A 17,145-nucleotide genomic window follows, 5' to 3' on the forward strand; every position below is an offset into this window, starting at 1 on the left:
GTAACCTTCTTGTGCCGGATTTATTCGTGCAGGCCCAGAATCCCCTTCTCGAAGCGTTCGCATGCCTTCGCGAGCGTCTCGTCACTTGCGGCGTACGAGAAGCGCACGCATGTGTCGTCGCCGAAGGCGGCGCCTGGCACGATGGCTAGCCCCTGAGTTTCGAGCAGGTACTTGCAGAAGTCTATGGACCCGCTGACGGTTGTGCCCGCGGGAGTCTTTTTGCCGTAGTACTTTGCGACGGGCGCGAACAGGTAGAACGCACCCGCAGGTGCTGCGACAGGCGTGCCGAGAATGCGCGAGGCCTGCGATACCATGAAGTCGCGGCGCTTGCGGAATGCTGCCTGCATCTTTTCTACTTCGCCCATGCCCATCTGGAGTGCCCCGAGGGCGGCGTACTGCGCGATGTTGCTCGGGTGGTGCGTCGCCTGGCCCTGGATTTTCCCGATGATTTTCGCGATGGGTGCGGGGGCTGCATCGTAACCGATTCTCCATCCCGTCATGCAGTGCGATTTCGAGAAACCGTTTATGACTATGGAACGTTCCGGCATGCCTTCAAAACAGGCAATGCTTGTGAACGCGCCGTTGTAGACAAAGTATTCGTAAACCTCGTCCGAGATGCAGTAGATATCCTTCTCGACAATCACCTTCGCGAGGGCTGCGAGTTCATCGCGCGTATAGACGCTCCCGGTGGGGTTGCACGGGTTGTTGATGAGGATGGCCTTTGTCCTTTCGGTAACGGCAGCCTCGAGTTGCGCTGCGGTAATCTTGAAATCGTTCTCGATGCCTGCCTGCACGAACACCGGGCGGCCTCCAAGCCACTTTACCAGTTCGGGGTAGGTCACCCAGTAGGGCGCGGGTATAATCACTTCGTCGCCGGGATTGATGAGGGCGGCAAGTGCGTTGAATACGGCGTGTTTCGCCCCGCTCGTCATGATAATTTGTTCGGGTGCGTAATCGAGTCCGTTGTCGCGTTTTAGTTTATCGCAAACGGCTTTGCGGACTTCGAGAATCCCCACGGGGGCCGTGTAGCGGGTCTTGCCCTCGTTTATCGCGTTGCAGGCGGCGTCGCGTATGGGCTTGGGGGTAGGGAAGTCGGGTTCGCCCGCCCCGAGACTCACGACGTCCTTGCCTTCGGCAATCATCTGTTTTGCTAGGGTATCTATGGCGACTGTAAGCGATGCGGCAATGTTTTCGGTGCGGGTAGAAAGAGCGCGTGTCATCTTGATTCTCGTTTCTTTTTCCAGATGCGGTAGTGGTCGAGTGAACCCGCGATAAGCGGGAATATGGTAAACTGTGCGGTGAATATGCAGATGAGCCCGACAAGCATGACCTGGCCTATGCTCCGTAGCCCGGGGTGCGATGAAATCAGCAGCACGTAGCAGGCGATAAGCGATGCCATCTGGCTAATCGCGATGCCCGAGAATTTTTTCTGCATCACGGTGAGCGCGGTGCCTTCTTGCTTGTTGTAGAATGCGGTCCATAACTGCAATGAGCCGTCGACGCTTGCCCCGATGATGATGGGGAATGCAAGCGAACTGTACACGGAAAGTTCTATGTCCAGGATGCGCATCAGTATGAGCAGCCAGCTCATCGCGAACAGCGATGGGAGAATCGTGAATATCGCACGGCTAAAGCGGTTGTAGTAAAGGAGCAGGAAGAACCACACGAGGAAACTCCCGACGGTAATGGTCTTGTCGAGGTTCTTGAGGATAACGTCGAGCACGGTCGCGCGTATGACGGGAATGCCCGTTACCCTGTATTCGCCGTCCTGTATGCCCTGCAACTTCTTGATGTCGCTGTTCAGGTGCCTGCACTGCAGGCCGTCGTCGGGGTCTATGTTGTGGAACAGAAATGCGAACACGCCGTTGTTCCCGTTCTTGTCGCTGAACTTGCTCAGGATATTCTTGGGCTGGTCGTGCGCGTCTAGGTTCCTGCGGTAGAGCGATTCGCGGATGAGTGTGAATGTGCGGAGCTGGCCCGAATCCAGTTGCGAGATGACGTTCGGCGTGAGCATCGCCTGCAGGGAATCGAGCTTTGCGGCCCGGCTCTCGCTCATGTGCGGCGAGAACTGTGCGAGCGTGTACATCTTCTTGATGTTCGGGATTCCTCCGCGCTCCTTGAGTTTCGTGAAGTTGCGGTAGAGTTCCTTGCCCGATGCCTCGTCCGGCACCTGGATGATGATGGGGTCATATTCGGGGAACCCCGTCTGCGCGATGAGCGAGTCTGCTGCAGAAGGCGGCTTCTGGATTTCGGTCTTGTCGAAGTCGTAGAAGAACTTGAGGTTCTTGCCGCCATAGATAAGGCAGATGAGGCTTATGACCGAGATGATTGCGATGAGCACGACGTTCAGTTTTTGCGGGAGCAACTGGATTTGGTATTCGCGACTGAAACGGAAGTTGCTCACGGCGAAGGGCTTGTGCTTCTGGAAAACCAGGAGGAGCGAAGACGTGACTAGGATGGTGACGAACCAGTTGAGCAGAGTGCCGAGTGAACCGAGTACGGCAAGTTCCTGCAGGCCCGGGAGCGGCACGAAGAACATGCAGGCAAACAGCGCCGCCATGATACAGGTGAACGCTCCGGTCGAAGGCCCGATGCCAAGTACCGCACTCTCGATGCAGAGCTGCGGGCTCAGGTTGCGCGCCCGCTCGATAAAGTAGCGCTTGAGTACGTGGCTCACGACTTGGCATGCCTGGCCGGGGAGCACGAGGGCGAGGAGCAGCGTGAACAGGTTTATGCGGCCGTAGATGCAGCCCGCGAGCGCGAGCGTGTAGAGAATCGGGAGTGCCGTCGCGATGGACGAGATGACGATGAGTTGCGGCTGCCTGTAGAAGTTGATGACGTACAGGAGAAGAATCAGGAGGGCGGTCAGCTTGCCTGCGAGCTTTGCTTCGGGCAGGAGCGTTTTTCCCTTGCGGATGGTGTCGTAGACCTTGCCCGTGTAGTACACCTGGATGTCGTTCCCTGCGTTGATTTCGGCCAGGTGGTCTTGCGTGAGTGCAAGCAAGGCGCGGCTCGCCTTGAGGTCGGTGTGCGATTGCGTGGGGTAGATGTCCACGACGCGGATTGTGCCGTCGGCGCTGGAATGGCTCTGCGCCATCATGTCGAAGTACTTCTTCTGCAGGTCGCCGAAGTTTTCCGAGGTGCGGCCCGTATCGCTTACGATTGTTCCGGATGAATCCTCGCTTGTGAGTTCCACGATAAACGGGTTGTTCTCTTCTATGGCCTGCTTCTTCAGTTTGGCCACGCGGGCGATAATCGTATCCAGGTCGCTCTCGTCTATGTAGAGCAGGCTGTTCCTGGTGTAAAAGTCCGTTTCGGTCTCGAATTCCACGAAGTGAACGAGGGAGTCGTTCTGGAGCTTGTCCGCAAGTGCCTTTGCCGTATTGTAGTTGAGCAGGCTGTCGCTTGAATGCAGGACTACGGTAAGGCTACCGAGCCCGCCGAAGTCCTTCTCGATTTTCTTGTAGTCGCTGTTTTCTTCCCCGTTGTACGAAAGTGTGTCCTGTAGCTGGATATCCCAGCGCAGGTTCATGATGGGCGGGACTGACAGAATGGCGAAAATTGTGCCGATAACCAGGATGGCTATCGGAAATCGAGTCAGTCTTTTGACTATTTTGCTGATAAGCGAAAACATCGTGTACAATATAATTATAAATTGCTTTATGATGAATCGCATGGGAGTGAACACGACGATGCATAAGCGCCTTGGGAAGGTTTGCCTTCTCCGGGCCCTGTTCGCGTTGCTCCTGTTGCCCTGTGTAGTGCATGCCGAGGACGCTCCCGCTCCGGGCGATTCCGCGCAGGTTGATTCGGCGGCCGTTGCCGCTCCTGCCGATTCCGCGCAGGTTGATTCGACTGCTGCAGATACTTCGCAGGCCGCTCAGGAGGAACAGTCTTCTGGCGGGTGGAAGCGCATTTTTTACTGGCCCTTCGAGCACATTGTCCAGCCCGTGCTGAACGGCGTCGTCTACCCGATTGCGGCCCCCATCCGCTACGCCTTCGATAACGGCGTTATCGAAACAGCGGTGGACATGATTACTTTCGGCGAAAAGAAAAACGTGCTCCTGTACCCCATAATGAACTTGAAACCGGGCAACTCCACGATGCTCGGCTTCACGTACCGTCACAGGAGCGTTTTCCTGAACAAGGACTACCTGGTTGTCTCCCCGCAGTATTTTGCGAATGGCGACTTCTACGGCGATTTACGTTATACGAAACACGAACTCTTCGGTACGCGCCTGTTCGGCGGATTGCGCATGAGGCAGTACCTGGACCGCGATGGCGTTTTCATTATTCCCGGCACCAAGGAATCGTTCGTGATGCCGGATTCTTCGACATACATCGACTTGCGCACGGGCTTTCCGTTGACCGAAGATGGACGCTGGAGCCTGGAATTCTCGGGAAGTGTCGAGTTTATTGACAGGAGCCTGCCCGAGAAGGCGCAGGACAGCATTCTCGTGGACCCGAAGTTTGATATCTCCGGGCGCGGGCTGTACCAGAAGTTCAGGCAATACCCACTGAAGATGACGCTCCTGTACGACAACCTGGATTTCCCGTTTACGCCGAGCCGCGGGTCCCGTATGGAACTTGGGGTAAGGTACGTGTTCGTGAGCGACTACGACGGGCTTTCGAACGACGATGTCGCAAAAATGATTGGGCATAACCGTTTTGCGGATGTGAGCGACAAGGGCTTGAACCACGACTACATCCGTACCGACCTCATGCTGCAACATTACTTCTACTTCGGCAAGGCGGAAACCTTCCATTTCTCGAAGAAGGAGGCACGGCTGAACAGGCGGTTCTATACGGATTTCAACTGGGATGCGGCGCTACGCATGTGGCGGCCCGAGAACGTGCGCGAAACCTTGTTCGAAAGGCGCGTGATTGCGTTGCAGTACAGGCTGGTCGATATCTGGGAAATGGAACAGGGTTCGGCGAGCTTTGATGCGTTCCCGTTTATCGGCACGCGGTTCCCCATGCGCGGGTACAAGGATTCGTGGGCGGCAAGGCACGTGATGAGCCTGAGCGCCGAATACCGCTGGCCTATAGACTATTACGTGGATGGCGTGCTTTTCGATGAATACATGATGCATGCGCCCGGGTTTACGGACTGGTCGTTCAAGCGGTTCTACAACTCGTGGGGATTCGGTGTGCGCGTGCGCAGGCCAGACATGTACTGGTTCCGCGTTCAGCTCGGGTTCCACGGCCTGCACGGCGTGAACCTCGTGCTTACCATCGCGCCGGAATTCCGCTAGAAAGCCCGCGCATCACGAACCTGCAACGTTTGAGCAGGTCCGCGCGAGTTTATGTGTTTGCGGAACTCGCTTGCCTAGAACAGGTTCAGCTGGTCGCCCTCAATTTCCTTGTTCGCGGGGATTGTCTTGTGCAACATCATGTAGGCGTTGCGTGTGGCGACTCGCCCGCGGGGAGTGCGGTTTAAAAGCCCCTTCTGGATAAGGTAGGGCTCGTAAACCTCCTCGATGGTGTTCGGTTCTTCGCCCATGGCCGCACTGATGGTGCCGATACCTACGGGCCCGCCGTCGAACATGTCTATCATCGTCGTGAGAATGCGGCGGTCCGTCGGGTCTAGCCCTTCGCTGTCGATTCCGAGCATGTCGAGCGTCTTGCTTGCCGCTTGCACGTCGATGATTCCCGTGCCACGCACCTGCGCCACGTCGCGGCACCGGCGGAGCACGCGGTTTGCGATGCGGGGCGTGCCGCGACACCGCCCGCCCAGCAATTTGGCCGCGTCTTCGGAAAGTTCCACCCCGAGAATACCCGCACTCCTCATCAGGATCTTGACGATGTCCTTCTCGTTGTAAAGTTCAAGCCTGTATTGCAGGCCGAAGCGGTCGCGGAGCGGCCCGGTAAGCTGGCCGCTTCGCGTCGTGGCGCCCACGAGGGTAAAGTGCTTGAGCGGCAGGTTTACGCTCCGGGCGGCAGGTCCAGAATCCAGCATGATATCAAGCCGGAAGTCTTCCATGGCGGGGTAGAGGTATTCCTCTACGGTGCGGTTCAGGCGGTGAATCTCGTCGATGAACAGCACGTCGTTCTCTTGCAGGCTCGTGAGCAGGCCCGCGAGGTCGCTTGCCTTCTCGAGTACGGGCCCGCTGGTGATGTGGATGTTCACGCCCATCTCTTTTGCGATGATGCCCGCGAGGGTTGTCTTGCCGAGGCCCGGCGGCCCTGCAAAAAGGCAATGGTCCAGCGCGTCGCCGCGGTGCTTGGCCGCCTCGATGGCGATGGAGAGGCTCTCCTTGATATCGTCCTGGCCGGTAAATTCTGCAAGGCTGGGCGGCCGAAGGTTGCGGTCGGTGTCGCTCTCGTCAAATGCGCTCTTTTGCGGTGAAATGATGCGGTTGTCTTCCATTCTATGACCTGTCATCCTGGAGCGTAGATTCCTGCTTGTCATTCTGGAGCGTAGCGATAGAATCTATCGGGCTCATTGCTTTAAAGATACTTTAATGCCTCGGGGATAAGTGCCGCCGCGTCTGCGGAATCTCCAAGTATTTCCGCTGCCTTCACGACCGCCTTCTCTGCTGCGGGGCCCTTCACGCCGAGCGTGTGCAGGGCGAGTACCGCCTCCATCTTCGCGCCGGTGAGGGCTCCCATGCCGGTGATGCCCGAACCTTCCACGTCGCCGAGCGCCTGCAATAGCGCTCCCGCCTTTTCCTTGAGGCTGAGCGTCATCTGCTCGCAGGTCTTCTTGCCGAGTCCCTTGATTTTCGATAGGGCGGCCTTGTTGTCGCTCGCAATCATGTTCAGGAGGTCTGCGGGTGTAACCCCGCTCAATATGCGCTGGGCCATCTTGGGACCCACGCCGTTCACATCGAGCAGCATCAGGAAGATATTCTTCTCTGTCTTGTCGGCAAAGCCGAACAGCGTCATGGAATCCTCGCGCACGACGAGGTTCGTGTAAAGCGTGACCTCGGAACCCTCCTCGGGCAGCTTGCCAGCCGTGTATGCGGAAATGTTCACGCCGTACCCGACGCCGTTCACGTCCACGACCACGAAGGTGGGGGATTTCTCTGCCAGAATACCGCGAATGCGCTCGATCATGAAGCCTCCGGATAGAACTTTTGTATATGCACTTTTGTGCTACTGCACAAATATATACTAAATCAGGGGTCCTGTCAAGTCTTTTTTGACGGCCTGATTACTTTTTCTTTTTCGGGAGGAAGAACCTGTAGGTAAAGTCGGCGGATAGCGCCCAGTAGGTGCCGTCAAAGTCGCCTGCCACGTGAATCCCGCCTAGTCGGAGGGAATAACTCGGAGTAATGTTGTAGCCCAGCGAAAAGCGCTGCGTTGTCACTAGCGGCCACTTGTCCCACGAACGGGAAATAATCTGCGCCGGCCGTTATCTTGACAAAGGGCCCTTCGCCCTTGAACAGCACGCTGAAAGCGCCTTCGACGGGCGTGTTCCCGAGATCGTAGACAAGTTTGTAGTCTTCCTGCTTTTTCTCTCTTGCCTTTTCCGCGTTAAGTTCGTTGCGGTAAGTTACGTGGCCTTCCAGGACAACGGAACCGTTTTCGACATACGTGCCTGCGCCGCGAAATTCCGGGGCCGGAGTAGCCTTTGTCTCCACGGTGTCCAGTTCCGCATGCCGTCTCGTTTCTTCGAGCGAGGCGCACGAGGCCAGGAGCAGGGCTAATGCTAGACACAGTAAGCGCGACATGGGGCGGGTTTATAACAGGTTGTAGATGAGCCCGAGGCGCAACCCGAAGTTGTCTATGTCTTTAATGCCCACGAAAAAGCCTTCCTTATAGGGCTCGTTCATCTGGACATCGAAAAATGCGAATACCAGGAACCTGGGGCTCACGATGATTTCGCCCCCGACAAGCAGGGCGATGTCAAGCGGCGAGCGAACGCCATTGTCAATCAGGTCGTCTTTGGTGCTTCTTTCCTCGATTTCTTCGATGAGGGGAATCGAGAAGCGGGCCCCGATATCGAACATTACGGGGCTTTTCATTGTTTTCATTGCGAGCAGTACCGGGAACGACAGAAGCGCCCGTGTAAGGTTCCCGTCAGACTCCTCTTTATATTCAACTCCTCCATTTTTAGTGCGGTCTATCATGATGCGGTCCAATACGTCTGTTTGGGTCGGCATGTCTGCGTAATCAAGGAGGACTCCGGTCCTTATGGCGAAGTTGTACTGGTTTATCGGAATCAGCGCTGTTGCCCCGAGCGTGAATTGAAATCCGAAGAACATGCCACTAAGGGAGTCTGTCGCGTAGTAATGCAGGTCGCGTTGACCGAAAACACCGCTAAAGCCGATAGATGACATTAGGCCGACGGAAAACTTTAAGGGAACTGGTTCGCGGTTTTCAAGTTCCTTTTCCTTTTGGACCTTGACGACGCTGTCCTTGAATACCTTTGTTTCCTGGACGCCGATGCGGATAATGCGGTAGCCTTCCGGCGTGCGTTCGGGTGCAGTTTGTTCTGCGGGTTCTTCAGGCGCGGCTTGCTCGACAGGTTCTTTTACGGTTGCTGAGCCGGTTGATGAACTTGCCGAATCAGTCGAAGCATCCTGTGCGAAGGCGAGCGATGCCGCTAGAAGGAGAATGCCTAGAATGTAGTGCTTCATGATATTCTCCTAGTAACACAGGTTCTTGTTGAGGTATTCCTGCAGTTCCTCTTCGGTATAGTAAGAGGGACAGCCAAATTTGATGTCGTCGACGAAACTTTGGTGGATTGCCGGGTCGACAATCGCTCCTGTCGCTGCCCCGATTGTGGCGACCGATCCTGCAAAGATCCCCCAAAGGAGTCCAAAATTCGAACCGTCGCCCATTAAGGAAAATATTGCCGCCATCGGGAATCCCGCGAAGGCTCCGATTCCGCCTCCGAGAATGCCTCCAATGACTATTCCGCGTAGCAGGTGGTTTCTCGAGAAGTAGGAGTTGTTCCAAACTTCCCCGTTCTTGCAGAGCGTGACGCTGTCCGTGGGGATGATCATGTAGTATCCCTCGCCTGAGCGGGATGTCGGGAACACGAGGTAGTCGTTCTGGGGGTCGTAGCAGAACCCGGTGGTCTGGAACATAGTCAGGCTGTCGCCCATCTTGGATTCGAAAGAAATGCGCGTTCCCTGGGGCTGCATCTTGACGCCTTCGTACTTGACGTATTCGCCCTTGGACCTTTCGGGAATATCTGTCGGAAGGTAGGAGTGCGTCGGGTTTGCGCAACCCGTAAACAGGAATGCGACCGCGTACAGCGCTACCGCGATTAAAGGCAATGGACGGAACTTCATGAGCATTTTCTCCATGCCCATAATATATACAAATTATTTGCGGGGGAGTTGTTTTTTTATTGGTTTGTTGCGATTTTACTATAAAAATCGCGGAAATCTTCCCAGCGGTAGTAGGGGGCGTCGGGGCAGTTCTGCACGGTCCCTGAGTTTTGTCGAAGGGCCGCCGTGTCGCAGGTTACGGGCAGTTTCTGCTCGGTTTCGTTGAGCATCACCTTCACGAGGATGGGGGCGCCCTTCTTGCTGGACTTGTAGAAGACGAATTGCACGTTTGCTGCCATCGGGCTGATTTCGTAGTCGCGCCAGACCTTGTGCAGGTTTTCCATGTCGGCGGTCTCAATGCCGGTGTTCTGCGTGCCGTTCTCCAATTGCAGCAGTACGGCGAACGGGAAGATGACGGTGTCGTGGCCGAAGCGGAGTGTGGCCGTAGTCTTTTTCGCGGGCTTTGCTGCGGTCTTTTTTGCGGGCGCTGTCGTGTCGGCGGTAATTACCTTGTCTGCAACGTCGAGGAAGTTCTTCAGCAGCGGGCGTGCGTTCTCGAGGCCTTCCTTTTTACCGAAGGGGTTGTTGCCCAGCACGCTGTACCACCAGGCGTTCTGCGCGTGCCAGCGGGCGGCGAGATCCTCGTCTGTCCACAGGTCGTCGAAGCTGAATTCGATTTCGGGGCTGCCCTGCAGGCTGTTGCCGATTTCATAAATCTTGCTGAAGAGGTCGCCCGCGTCGATATTCTTTTGCACGTAAGTCGAATCGTTGAAAATCGCATTCATCATGCGCGCGGGGTTCACGTGGCTGTAGAGCTTCTCGTTTTCTTTTTGCCATGCGGGCGTGTTGGATTCGCCGATGATTTTCCCGAAGTCGAGCGGGCTTATAAATGCCATCAGGTACTTGCCCGATTCCTGGTGAATGTCGAGCTTGGGCTTCTGCGCGCGCAGTTCCTCGAGGAATGCCGCCATGCTCACGACGCAGCGGGTCGAGGTGCTGGCATAGGCTTCGATGTAGGCGTTGTTCTTGAACAGTTCGGGGAAGTTCTTCACCATGCGCTTCGCGATTCCCTGATGCTGCGCTACGCCGAGCTGGGTCAAATCGCCTGCGCGCGGGGCGGCGTATTCGTCCAGGTATTTTGCGCGTTCTAGCAGGCTCTTGCCGAGGTCGGTGAGCTTGCCTGCGGAATCGGCTTTTGCGAGCGTATTGTACAGCGCGTGATAGTGGTCGGCCGGCTGGTGGAAGCGGCTGCCGTGCCTGCCGTAATGGCTCAGGTAGAAAGGCTTGTAGCCTGCGGGTGCCTTGGTGTACTTGGCATTCGGGGTGGGGTAGGCGTAGTAGTTGCTACCCATCTGGTAACGGTCCTGGGCGATTCCTGAAATCGCCATTGTGAGCAACAGCGCGAGAATTTTTTTCATACTGCTAACCACCTGTTATTGGTGTGGAATGTGAAATGAGGAATGTGAAGTTTCCCATCACACATCGCACACTACACGTTACACATTGCGGCAACGCCGCTTACATTTCACCTGATTGTCTTACTTTTCGCACGTCTTGAAGAAGCAGCTGCGGGCGCCCGTGTGGCAAGCGACTTGCGGGCCCTGCATGCGGACCTTGAACAACAGTGCGTCAGAGTCGCAGTCGGCGGCCCATTCCACCACCGTCATCACGTTGCCGCTGGTGTCGCCCTTGTGCCAGTATTCCTTGCGGCTACGGCTCCAGAAAACCATCTCGCCACATTCGTGGGTGCGGCGGAGAGCTTCCTCGTTCATCCATGCCATCATCAGCACGTCGCCCTTGTCGGCGTCCTGAACGATTGCCGGCGCAAGTGCAACCCCGTCCACGACCACTTCGAATTTTACTTCTTTAATCAAATCTTCAAACTTCATAATTCCGAAATCCGAATTCCTAACTCTGTATTAACCGCGCACCTGGCCGTTGCCGCGCAAGACCCACTTGTAGGTGCAAAGGCTTTCCACGCCCATCGGGCCGCGGGCATGCAGTTTGTCGGTAGAAATGCCCACTTCGGCTCCGAGCCCGTATTCGCCTCCGTCTGCAAAGCGCGTGCTTGCGTTCACCATTACGCTGCTGCTATCGACGTTCGCGACAAAGTAGTCCTGCACGCTTGCGTCTTCTGCCACCACGGCTTCGGTGTGGCGGCTGCTGTTCTTTTCAATATGGTCACAGGCTTCGGCGACGTTATCGACGAACTTGACGCTTGCCTTGAGGGCCAGGTATTCGTGGTGGTAATTGCTGTCATCGCCGATGTCCTTGATACGGCTGTCGTGGCTCTGGGCATCCTTGTTGCCGAAGAGTTCCACGCCACGGTCGGCGAGGCAGTCGAGCAACTTTTTCACGTTGGCTGCATCAATGTGGCGGTCGATAATCACGCATTCCATGGCGTTGCACACGCCGGTGCGCTGTGTCTTCGCGTTAATCAAGATGTTTACGGCCTTGTCCATGTCGGCGGACTTGTCCACATACACGTGGCAGATGCCGTTGAAGTGCTTGATGACGGGAATCTTGCTCTGTTCCACCACGGCGCGGATTAGGCGTTCGCCACCGCGGGGGATTACCAGGTCGATGCAGTCGCTACGCTGCAACAGCATGCCCACCAGGTCGTGGCTCGTTTCGGTCACGAGCTGCACGGCGTCTTCGTCAATGCCGTTTTCGGCGAGGGCCTTGTGGAAAATCCCGGCGAGGCACTTGGCGGAATTCAGCGATTCCTTGCCGCCGCGCAAAATCACTGCGTTGCCCGCCTTGAAGCAGAGGCATGCGCCGTCGATGGTCACGTTCGGGCGGCTTTCAAAAATAAAGAACACGGCGCCGATAGGTACTGCTACGCGGCTAATCTTGATACCGTTCTTCAGTTCGCGGCTTTCGAGCACGCGGTTCAGCGGGTCGGTAAACGCGGCGATTTCTTCGGCGCCCTTGGCCATCGCCTCGATGCGGGCGTCGTTCAGGGTCAAGCGGTCCATCTTGGCGTCGTCGAGCTTTCCGGCGGCGGCCTCCAGGTCAAGTTTGTTCGCGGCCATGATTTCCGGCTTGTGTTCCCGGAGCAACTTTGCCACCAGGTTCAGCACGGCGCTGCGTTTTTCACCCGAGAGGGTGCGGAGATTCTTGCTTGCCTTCTTGGCGTTCTGGGCCAGGATGTCGGAGTATTCTTCCAAGTTGGAATATGAAATAGACGTGTTTTTCATGATTTTACAATATAGAAACTTGATTTTTATCGCACCGGAGTATATTTTAATATTACAGGTTTGTTTTTATCCGCGACAAGGTCTTATAGTCGCAGGATATCGGACTTGGGTGTTCAGGCTCGGCGTGTTCTCTCCACGCCGAGTCTTTTTGCGACCGCTCACGCTACGTTTGGGTTAAATTACTCCGGTATGCGTTCGCTTTCGCCTATGACGACTCGTTAAGACGAGTCGCCTCCGGCTCACGGCGCGACCGCTCGCGGTGCGACCGTTCGTTCGTCGTTTTGGGCTTTTTTTTCAAAAAGGCAGACTAAATGCTTGTTCAGAGGGTGTTTGGTCTGCTTTTTGTTAGTTTGTTTGTGCTAAAATGAACGAAAACGTCGTTTTGGAGGGCGCTTAGGGGGCAAAATGAACCTTAAATCGCCTTTTTGTGGCTCTTTCTTGTGAATTTGTTCGAAATTCGGCAGACCAAATGCGCTCTTTTTCGCGATTTGGTCTGTCAAAACGCTCAAATGCCCTCATAAAAAACGCAAAACGCCCGCGCTATAAACCGTGCAAAATGCCCTATTTTAATGTTTTGCGTGGCGACTCCTCGCATCAAGAAACCGCGCGAAAAGCCCGCCGTAAAAAAACGTGAAAAGCCCCGCCGCGAGGCGAGGCTTTAGTGTTAAAATGCAAAACTTAGAGCAACTTCACGATGGCCGTGAACAGCGCGTCAGCGAGCGCGTTGGTTTCGAGACCTTCGAACACGCTGAACTGGTTAAACACGATCTTGCCTGCGCCGAACGGAATCATCTGCAGGTCGACGCCGGTCTTCACCTCGCCATCCTTCAGGCTTACGGAGCGCGCGTAGACCGTTGCGTCGGGCAGTTCGTTCAGGGAAAGTCCCGGCATCACCGCAGCCGCATTGTGGTCGAGCACGCTTGCACCGCCGAATACGGGCAGGAGCGCGGAATCCGCCGGCAGGTAGTGCAGGCTTGCGCCGTTTGCACCCGTGCTCCAGTGGGCCTCGAGCGTGCAGTCAAGGGTGTGGCTCTGGTTCACGAAGTCGATGTCTTCCTGCGACATGTCCGAAAGCAGGAGCGTCTTCCCGCCGTTCTTGGTCACTTCCACAATCTTGTCGATGATTTCATCGGGCCAGGAGCAGAGGTTTGCCGTGAAGATAATCTTCTCGGGGCCGGAAAGTGCGGCGAGCGCGTCGCTGGATTCTTCGCTGTTGTCGAGGAAGCAGACCTTTTCCATGGCGCTCTTCACGTCTGCCGGCTCGATGACGATAAGGTCCTCTTCGGAGGCATGGACTTCCTGGTTCCCGTCCTTCAGCACAATGCGAATCTTGTACTTGCCCGTGGCACGCGGGGAGTTGAGCGTGCAGTTGCCGAGCTGGGTAAGGCTTGTCTTGCCGGCCGGTTCGTCGGGAGTCATTGTCTGCGTGGAGAGCACCTTGCCGTTAGAATCGATCAGGCTCACTTCGACAGAGACGTTCTCGTGACGGTCGTTGTTCAGGAGCGTCACCTGGAAGCTGACTTCGCTCTGCGGTGCGACCACGTGTTCCAGTTCGCTTACGAGGGCGCGGCTGCGGGCGTTGATTTCCTTGCAGAACGCGTCGAAACCCTTGCTCTTGCGGTTTTCGTCGCAAAGGCCGCAGAAGTCCGTGCTGAAATCCGCCCACTGTTCTAGGAAGAAACCCGAAATCTGCGGGTTGCTCTGGAATGCGGTAATCTGGTCGAGCTTGCTCTTGGTAGCGATGGCGTTCGCGCATGCGATGAATTCCGAAAGGTCCTTCCATACGGAAAGCGGACCTGCCACGAAGCTGTCGATGGCCTTGAACGCGTTCTTGATTGCCTTCTGGTTCTTGACCGAGCGGGGGCCCTTGATGTTCGTCGCCGAATTCGGGAGCAACGTGTGGTTCTTGATGGTTACCAGCATCTTGTTGTCGATGCGGGCGGCGTCGCTATCCTCGCTATCCTGGAACTGGCTGTCGCCGAGCCCGGAATCGGGTACCGCGAGTTCTTCCTCGTCCTTGTTGAAGCAGTGGGCGAGGTAGTGCGTGTAGGCTGCACCCGGGTTCATCTTCGGGCGCACCGCGAGCGACGCGAACTGCGAAATACGGTCGACAGATACCGGCAGGAGCTTGCCCGTGTCGGCGTGGAAGTTGCCTTCGTTATCGAGGTAGATGCTGTCGAGGTTGCTTATTGCGGCGCGGGTCATGTCGACCGGGCTAATCGCGTTGAGCAGCTTGTTGCCGTTCTGGAGCATGAACGTGCCGTTTTCGGAACCCATCACCCAGGCGGCAATGCAGGGGTGGTTGTGCTGTTCCTTGACAATGTCGTTGATGAGGTTCTTCGCGTATTCCAGGCCGGCGGGGGTAGACCTCATGGTGTGGATGGGGAATTCCTGGAACACCAGGAGGCCGATCTCGTCACAGATGTCGAGAGCTTCGGTGCTGAGCGGTGCGCCGCAGCTGCGGATGGCGTTGAAGCCTGCCGCCTTCACGGCGAGGAGGTCCTTCCTGAGGGCCGGGTTGTTCGTGGTCCAGAGGCCACCTTCGCTCCACTGCTGGTTGTAGCATACGCCCTGCAGCTTGACGATGGCATCGTTCAGGTAGAAGTCGCCCTTGAGGCAGTCGAACTTGCGGAAACCGAACGTGCGCATGATGGGGAAGGCGTATTCCGGGGCCTTGCCCTTGCCGCTCTTGAGTTCCATCTGCACTTCGACCGCGAACATGTTGGGCTTTTCGGGGCTCCAGACGAACTTGGAGCGGTTCCAGTCCTTGATGTTGAGGCCGATGCGGAACGTGGCGTTTTCTTTGTCGAGCTTGGGGCAGTCCTTGAACCACTCGCAAACGTCGCCGCTCGGGTTACGCATGAGGATGCGCAGGCGCGGGCTGTAGCCGCGCGGGTTGTTGAAAGCAATTTCGAGGTTCACGCACTCGGAGTCGGCATCCGGTTCCACGTGCAGGTCCGAAATGAAGGCGCTGCTGCCGAGCACCAGGTCCACATGCCCAAAGATGCCGCCGAACGGGTACTGCGTCCAGGGGAGGCCAACGGGCACTTCGCTCGGGTGTACGTAGCGGTCGTCCGCGTCATCGCTGCTGTCGCGGCCAAAGTCGATGCGGCTGTTGGCGGCCCCCATGTTTGCCACGCGGATGCAGAGCACGTTCTCTTCGCCAATCTTGATGGCCTTCTGGGTCTCGAGAACAAACGGCGTGTATGCGCCGAAATGCGTGCCGAGAAGCTTGCCGTTGAGCCAGATGGTCGCATGTGTAGCCACACGTTCAAAGCGCAAGAAAATGCGCTTGGCGACCTGCTTTTCGTCTTCGATGGTGAAACGTTTGAAGTAGAACGCGCAGTCCTGGGACAAAAGCAGTTTTTCAAACGTCCTTTCCCAAATGTGGGGAACCGTCACCGTTTCCGTATCTTCGGGGTAGGTGGCGTACCAGCGGTTGGATATGCCGGAATCTTCGGTATCCCATTTCATCTGCCAATCGCCATCGAGACTCAAAATATTATTCATGTAGGGTCCTTTATGAAATTTTCGTGGAAAATTTAGAAAATATGGTGGAAATGGTGCATTTTATTATCGGAAAATCGCCCGAATTTGTCGAAAAATTCCGAAATCCCTTTACAATTCCACAAATTTTACTACATTTGGAGTCCCAATAGCAACCAAAAAAGGATTACAAAATGTATTCTATTGTTGAAACAGGTGGTTTCCAGTATAAAGTCGAGCTGGGCAAGGCCTACAAGGTCCCCACTCTTGACGCCGCTGTTGGTTCTGAACTGGAGCTCAAGTCCGTCCTTCTTTTCGCAGGAAAAGAAGTGCAAGTCGGCACCCCTGTCCTGAACGACGCCTCCGTGAAGGTTGAAGTTCTTGCCCACGGCAAGTACGACACCGTCATCGTGTTCAAGAAGAAGCGTCGCACCCGTTACGAACGCCGTAACGGTCATCGTCAGGGCTATACCGAGGTGCTCGTCACGGAACTCCGCTCCGGCGCCGAATCCGCAGTCGTAGATCCCAAAGTTATTACCCGCAACCGCGCTCGCGTGGCTGCCCTTGCCAAGCAGAAGGAGCAGAACAAGCCCCTTACTCGCAAGGAAAAGATTGCCCAGGGTATTCAGAAGCCTGCTAAGGTCAAGAAGAACTCCCTTCGCAAGGCTAAGGAGGCTTAATCCATGGCACACAAGAAAGGTCAAGGTTCCGTACGTAACGGTCGCGACAGTAACGCCAAGTACCTCGGCGTGAAGAAGTTCGCGGGCGAAACAGTCAAGGCCGGTAACATCATCGTGCGTCAGCGCGGTTCTCACTTCCACAAGGGCGTGAACGTCGGTATGGGCAAGGATTTCACCCTGTTCTCCCTCGTTGACGGCAAGGTGAAGTTCGAACACATCGATGCCAACCGCCAGAAGGTTTCCGTCTATCCGGAAGAAGCCAACTAAGGTTCGCTAAAACCGAATTTGAAGGCCGGACGCGCAAGCGCCCGGTTTTCTGTATATATGCGGTTTCTGCCCGAAACAACGAATGAGCGCAAACCGGAGCAATTTAATGTCGGGACTTAGCGCGAGCGGTCACATGTGAACGGAAAAGGCTCGTATTAACGAGCCTTTGTAGAGACCTTTGACCACTTAGCGCTTCAGCGCTTATGTGGACATGGCCACCTTTAGGTGGGAGTGAGTGAGAAACCGGAGGTCTTGACTCCCGAACCGACGAACGAACGGTCTCGTAAA

The 17,145-nt window shown here is 56.0% G+C and carries 14 protein-coding genes; 3 read left to right on the forward strand and 11 right to left on the reverse strand.

Annotated elements, in window-relative coordinates:
* Window positions 1-20: 20 nt before the first annotated feature.
* Both BUA44_RS07320 and BUA44_RS07325 read right to left on the reverse strand, forming a co-directional pair.
* Complete coding sequence (locus BUA44_RS07320) at window positions 21-1,220, reverse strand: pyridoxal phosphate-dependent aminotransferase (RefSeq protein WP_072810299.1); 1,200 nt, start codon at window positions 1,218-1,220, stop codon at window positions 21-23.
* Complete coding sequence (locus BUA44_RS07325; protein WP_072810301.1) at window positions 1,217-3,634, reverse strand: MMPL family transporter; 2,418 nt, start codon at window positions 3,632-3,634, stop codon at window positions 1,217-1,219. The genes BUA44_RS07320 and BUA44_RS07325 overlap by 4 nt, the downstream gene beginning before the upstream one ends.
* A gap of 28 nt (window positions 3,635-3,662) precedes the next feature.
* On the opposite strand from BUA44_RS07325, the gene BUA44_RS07330 reads away from it, so the two are divergent.
* A complete protein-coding gene (locus tag BUA44_RS07330) occupies window positions 3,663-5,255 on the forward strand; it encodes a BamA/TamA family outer membrane protein (protein WP_083579526.1) in 1,593 nt (530 codons plus the stop codon).
* Window positions 5,256-5,329: 74 nt separating this feature from the next.
* Here BUA44_RS07330 and ruvB read toward each other — a convergent pair whose 3' ends face one another.
* The 9 genes from ruvB to BUA44_RS07375 form a co-directional block, all read right to left on the reverse strand.
* Window positions 5,330-6,370, reverse strand: a complete 1,041-nt coding sequence (gene ruvB, locus BUA44_RS07335) for a Holliday junction branch migration DNA helicase RuvB (protein ID WP_072810303.1) — start codon at window positions 6,368-6,370, stop codon at window positions 5,330-5,332.
* An 80-nt stretch (window positions 6,371-6,450) separates the two neighbouring features.
* Window positions 6,451-7,059 carry a Holliday junction branch migration protein RuvA gene (gene ruvA / locus BUA44_RS07340; RefSeq protein ID WP_072810305.1) on the reverse strand — a complete coding sequence of 203 codons (609 nt, stop codon included), beginning with the start codon at window positions 7,057-7,059 and terminating at the stop codon, window positions 6,451-6,453.
* Between the two features lie 164 nt (window positions 7,060-7,223).
* Complete coding sequence (locus BUA44_RS07345; protein ID WP_072810307.1) at window positions 7,224-7,676, reverse strand: hypothetical protein; 453 nt, start codon at window positions 7,674-7,676, stop codon at window positions 7,224-7,226.
* A gap of 9 nt (window positions 7,677-7,685) precedes the next feature.
* Window positions 7,686-8,585, reverse strand: a complete 900-nt coding sequence (locus tag BUA44_RS07350) for a hypothetical protein (RefSeq protein ID WP_072810309.1) — start codon at window positions 8,583-8,585, stop codon at window positions 7,686-7,688.
* A 9-nt stretch (window positions 8,586-8,594) separates the two neighbouring features.
* Window positions 8,595-9,260, reverse strand: coding sequence for a hypothetical protein (locus BUA44_RS07355; RefSeq protein WP_143151902.1), 666 nt, complete (start codon window positions 9,258-9,260; stop codon window positions 8,595-8,597).
* A gap of 41 nt (window positions 9,261-9,301) precedes the next feature.
* Window positions 9,302-10,642: a histidine-type phosphatase gene (locus BUA44_RS07360; RefSeq protein WP_083579527.1), complete on the reverse strand. Its 1,341-nt coding sequence runs from the start codon at window positions 10,640-10,642 to the stop codon at window positions 9,302-9,304.
* A 120-nt stretch (window positions 10,643-10,762) separates the two neighbouring features.
* Window positions 10,763-11,113, reverse strand: coding sequence for a phosphoribosyl-AMP cyclohydrolase (gene hisI / locus BUA44_RS07365; protein ID WP_072810315.1), 351 nt, complete (start codon window positions 11,111-11,113; stop codon window positions 10,763-10,765).
* 30 nt (window positions 11,114-11,143) lie between these two features.
* The gene (locus tag BUA44_RS07370) at window positions 11,144-12,424 is read right to left on the reverse strand and encodes a glutamate-5-semialdehyde dehydrogenase (protein WP_072810318.1); all 1,281 of its coding nucleotides are present in this window, start codon (window positions 12,422-12,424) and stop codon (window positions 11,144-11,146) included.
* Window positions 12,425-13,102: 678 nt separating this feature from the next.
* Entirely contained in the window at window positions 13,103-15,934 is a 2,832-nt protein-coding gene (locus BUA44_RS07375; RefSeq protein ID WP_072810321.1) for a glycoside hydrolase family 2 protein, read from the reverse strand.
* 170 nt (window positions 15,935-16,104) lie between these two features.
* Here BUA44_RS07375 and rplU point away from each other — a divergent pair, with 170 nt between their 5' ends.
* Entirely contained in the window at window positions 16,105-16,590 is a 486-nt protein-coding gene (gene rplU / locus BUA44_RS07380; RefSeq protein ID WP_072810323.1) for a 50S ribosomal protein L21, read from the forward strand.
* Between the two features lie 3 nt (window positions 16,591-16,593).
* Window positions 16,594-16,857 carry a 50S ribosomal protein L27 gene (gene rpmA / locus BUA44_RS07385; protein ID WP_072810326.1) on the forward strand — a complete coding sequence of 88 codons (264 nt, stop codon included), beginning with the start codon at window positions 16,594-16,596 and terminating at the stop codon, window positions 16,855-16,857.
* Window positions 16,858-17,145: the final 288 nt, after the last annotated feature.

This window comes from Fibrobacter sp. UWR3, from assembly GCF_900143055.1.
GTDB lineage: Bacteria > Fibrobacterota > Fibrobacteria > Fibrobacterales > Fibrobacteraceae > Fibrobacter.